Here is a 245-nt window from a genome sequence, read left to right as displayed (position 1 = left end):
AACATGACTTCTAATTTCAAAGAATTGAGATCAGCATGTATTCGAGTGGCAACGAATAAATATGGTGCGAATACAGCTGAAGTTCAATCAGTACAAAAGGCATTTGATGCAGCAAAAATTAAGTAATTTAGAAATATAGTTTTTATTTGTATATTACTACATTATGAAAAAACAGCTACTTTCATTTTAAAGATAGTAGCTGTTTTTTTATGCAGCAATGTATGAGTGAAAATAAACTTACTAAG

The 245-nt window shown here is 28.6% G+C and carries 1 protein-coding gene; it reads left to right on the top strand.

The window, feature by feature from the left end; genetic code table 11:
• Positions 1–126: M4 family metallopeptidase (locus KI369_RS29225; protein WP_212959075.1), on the top strand; the 126-nt coding region annotated here is incomplete at its 5' end.
• Positions 127–245: the final 119 nt, after the last annotated feature.

Origin of the sequence: Bacillus sanguinis, assembly GCF_018332475.1 — a bacterium.
Taxonomy (GTDB): Bacteria; Bacillota; Bacilli; order Bacillales; family Bacillaceae_G; genus Bacillus_A; species Bacillus_A sanguinis.
Note: the sequence above shows the minus strand (reverse complement) of the source record. Positions and strands in the feature narration are given on the sequence as shown.